This window comes from Vibrio sp. 1F279, assembly GCF_041439815.1.
In the GTDB taxonomy this organism is placed as follows: domain Bacteria; phylum Pseudomonadota; class Gammaproteobacteria; order Enterobacterales; family Vibrionaceae; genus Vibrio; species Vibrio tasmaniensis_A.
In genome coordinates this window covers 1-3,655 of sequence record NZ_JBGOOU010000091.1, presented here as the reverse complement: position 1 = coordinate 3,655, position 3,655 = coordinate 1, and the positions used below count along the sequence as shown (strand labels likewise).

Genomic DNA, 3,655 nt, shown 5'->3' with positions numbered 1-3,655 from the left:
CCTCTTTTCCACCAACCACTCAAACCGCCCCCATCAACCCATTAGCGCAAAAAATCACCCAACAAGGGTTAAGCCGCGTGGGCTTTGGGCGTGAGGAATCACCATGAATAGGCACGCTTTGTTTTCACTATCGATACTCTTAGGTCTGACCGGTTGTAGCGCGGGCTTTGAGAGCGAATACAGTTGCGATCAGGTCGGCGGCGTTTCAGGTTGCGTCACCATGAACGAAGTTCGAGACAACGTATACGGTTATACCGGAGGCAGTGGTAACGCCACGGTCTCTTCTCAAGCGCGTCTCGCCCCACCTTCCGCCTTTACCTTACTGCCAAGGCGCAATCGAGAGGGGGAGCCAGAGCGAAGCCAAGAAGACGTTAAAAAACTCACCGTCTTCCCTTTCATCGACAAAGACAATCACTACATCGATACGATGGATGTTTACTTTGTCTTAGACGATAGCCGTTGGTCTGGGCGCCCTGCGCGCGCGATTTGGAAAGATTGATTAGGAAAAAAAGAAACGAAGCTTAAACATCATTTTTATCATGGGCGCGCGACATTCAGTCTCAGCCTTCTCTCAATGAGGGGGGAATCCATCAAGCGGTCCAAGATTGTGTCACGCCCCCTAACATTAAAATAGAAAAAGGGATCCCCCATGTTTTCCTCCTCACGCAGTGGCTTATCCGCCTTATTTCAAGAGGCCAAGCAAGCCCAAAACCACCTTCACCATGAACTGCCGTATCGAGATTACGATCCCATTGAGCGGGTGTTCGACAATCCCCACTCTCGCGGTTTTGGCTTTAAAATCAGTGTCCTTGGGGGCGCTAACGACGATTTAATTCAGTCGTTAAGCCACCTCATGGGGGATTTGCCAGCAGGGGATAAATGGGACTATCAAGTGCAGCTGTTTGGTCACAACCGAGTGGCGCACTATCTCGAAGGAAACCAAGCTCTACTCAGTCAGCGAGGCGGTATCTGCCAGAAGCTGGCTAACGATGACGCCATTTACGCCCACTACGCCGCGCAGCACGGTTTTTTACACCGACAAAAAAACAATCGCTTTGATTTGCGCGATTACGACGCGTTCTTTTTTGTCTCCACCACGGAAAAAGACCCACAAGAGCTGCTTGATGCGCGAATGACTCTAGAGACAGGACTGGCGCAGCTTGGTTTTGATTTACTGCCCGTCACGCCTGAGATGTTGCTGACCGATGTGAGTGATATCTTAAACTTTGATAAACGACAAGACCGGCCAAAGGAAAAAGGCTACAACCCGTTAGAGCCTTTGAACCTGCAAGCCCTCTCTCCCGATACCGAAGCGTTAACGCATCGTGGCCATATCGCCACCCGTCATACCAATGACCAAGGGGAGGAGGTGCGCACACGGCTGGTCAATTTGGGACTTTCTCGTCTGCCTGGGGATTATCGCTTGTACGCCTTACCTGAGGCCTTTTCTTCTCTTCGCAACGTTTCTCGTAATATCACTTGCCCTCACCGCGTCACGTTGAGCTTTCGTAATGAGCCAACCGGTAAGCAAAATGCGGATAACGATAATAAAATAAAAGACTTAACCAAGACGGTGAACAGCCAAATGGCGCTGCTGGCTCCAACAGCGGAAGATGAGCTCAAAGAGCGAAAAGCCCTACAAAAAGGTCTGTTGTCTAAAGAGTTTACCATTGCGTCTATGGTCCTCACGGTCTCCCTGTTTACCGATAAGACCCACCAGAAAAAAGACACCCAAGCGGCGAAGGAGTCATTCAGCCATGCTGGCCTTGATATCATTCCCCTGAAAATGAATCAGCCGCAAGCGCTGCTTTCAACGTTGCCTTTTATGATGAGCGAAGGGTTGTGGGGCGATTGTAAAAAAGCCGGCCGAGTTCGCACGTTAAAAAGCTCTAATCTGGTGAACCTCTTCCCTCTCATTATGGATTTTTGTCAGTTAAAAGGCGGCGTATTGCTGCCCACGATGCGCCAGCAAATTTCTTTCTTTAACCCTTTCACCTGTGGCAGTGATAACCAAAATATCGCACTGACTGGCGGCTCAGGCGCAGGGAAAAGCTTTCTGGTTCAAGAGATTGCCGAAACGGTTTACGCCATGGGCGGTAAAGTGTGGATCCTCGATAAAGGGGCCAGCTATAAAAAATTGACGCTCAGCCTTGGGGGGACGTACATGACGCACGCCAACATCTTCTTAAATCCCTTCACGCATTTAGGCGCCATGCAAAGTGCTGAGTTTGAGTTTGTGGATGATGACGGTAGACCGGTCGACCCCATGATGGAAGCGCTCGATAATATTACGGCGTTGTTTGCCACCATCGCGTCACCCTACGTCCCACTGACGGCGTTTCAACAAAGCGTCTTAGGCGATGCGATAGTGACGGCATGGGAGCGTAAAGGTAATCAAGCCTTGGTGGATGATGTCAGAGACGCCTTGATTGAGATTGCTGGAGAAGAAAGCGACCGACGCATCAAAGACATTGCGGTGCAACTGAAAAAGTTCTGCACCGACGGCATGTACAAAGATGTGTTCAACAAGCCCTCCATGCTCGACCCCAGTGTGGAAATCACCACGCTGGAGCTGGATGGGTTTCCGCCTGCTGTGCTCAGACCCGTGATTTTTGCGTTGATGGTGTCGATTAACCAGCAGATGTACCTGGCTGGCTCTCGCTCTACCCCAAAGCTGTGCATCATTGAAGAAGCCTGGAGCCTCCTCTCTGGGGCAAACGAGCAAGCGAGGGAGTTCATCAACACCGGTTATCGCACCGCCCGTAAGTTCGGCGGCGCTTTTTGTACAGTGACTCAAGGGATTGAAGACTTCTTTAGCAACGAGGAAGCCAAAGCCTGCTACAACAACTCCGATATCCACATCATTCTTCGTCAAGGGGAAGGGTTTGATGAGTATCTGATCCAAAACCCGGATGCCTTCTCACCGTTTGAGCAGCGCCTCATTAAAAGTTTCGCTCCGTCTGCCGAAGCGGGATACAGCAGTGCGCGCATCAAAGCGGGTGGCCATGTCACCTATCACCGCTTTTTCGCCTCTCCGGTGAAACGCGCCATGTTCTCAACCGAGCCTAAGGAGTTTGAGTATTGTGAAAATCTTTATAAACAAGGCCACTCACTGGAGCGCGCCATTGAGCAAACCTCCAGGCACTTTTATGGCAAAGACATTGACGCCTTTAATCAAGCCATTGGGGCGAGCGCTTAAATCCCCCCTTTTTCTTTTGGTCGCTGGACTGGCAACGACAAATGCCGCTGGAAAGAACTTGGGCCAAGTGGCCCCTATCTTCCCCATCGGTGAGATTGACATGCTGGAGTGGATTGACCAAAGACTGAAAGGGTTTGAGGCCAGTGGTCAATTAGCGGACATGCAAAACGAGTTCACGGAGCGCGCCAAGCAAAGCCTTGAAAACCCACCGCCCGTTGCAGGCTTAACCACCACGATCAACCCCCGCACCTTTTACGTTGACCCAAGCATCACCCTCCCTAAAGACATTATCGCCCCCACTACAGGAGCCGTGATTGCCAAAGCGGGCACCAGAGTGAACCCCTTTGAACCCCGCACTTGGCCAAAGGTCGACGGTCAAAACGTTCTACCACGATTTGAGTTAAGTAAGGTGCTGGTCTTTTTTGATGCCAGAGACGCGCAGCAACGAAGGTTCGC

At 51.1% G+C, this 3,655-nt stretch carries 3 protein-coding genes; all 3 read left to right on the top strand.

Annotated features, from left to right (window positions below; translation table 11 throughout):
- Window positions 1-103: 103 nt before the first annotated feature.
- Window positions 104-499, top strand: coding sequence for a type IV conjugative transfer system lipoprotein TraV (traV, locus tag ACED60_RS25330; protein ID WP_016800093.1), 396 nt, complete (start codon window positions 104-106; stop codon window positions 497-499).
- Window positions 500-649: 150 nt separating this feature from the next.
- On the top strand, window positions 650-3,199 hold the full coding sequence (gene traC / locus ACED60_RS25325; protein WP_102428823.1) for a type IV secretion system protein TraC: 2,550 nt from the start codon (window positions 650-652) through the stop codon (window positions 3,197-3,199).
- Window positions 3,150-3,655 (top strand): type-F conjugative transfer system protein TraW (locus ACED60_RS25320; protein ID WP_371728712.1); only part of this gene is annotated, 506 nt, incomplete at its 3' end. The genes traC and ACED60_RS25320, both read left to right, overlap by 50 nt.

What these genes read in the sequence shown, in the direction of transcription:
- traV (WP_016800093.1), top strand. Translation starts at nt 104, where the DNA reads ATGAATAGGCACGCTTTGTTTTCACTATCGATACTCTTAGGTCTGACC.
- traC (WP_102428823.1), top strand. Translation starts at nt 650, where the DNA reads ATGTTTTCCTCCTCACGCAGTGGCTTATCCGCCTTATTTCAAGAGGCC.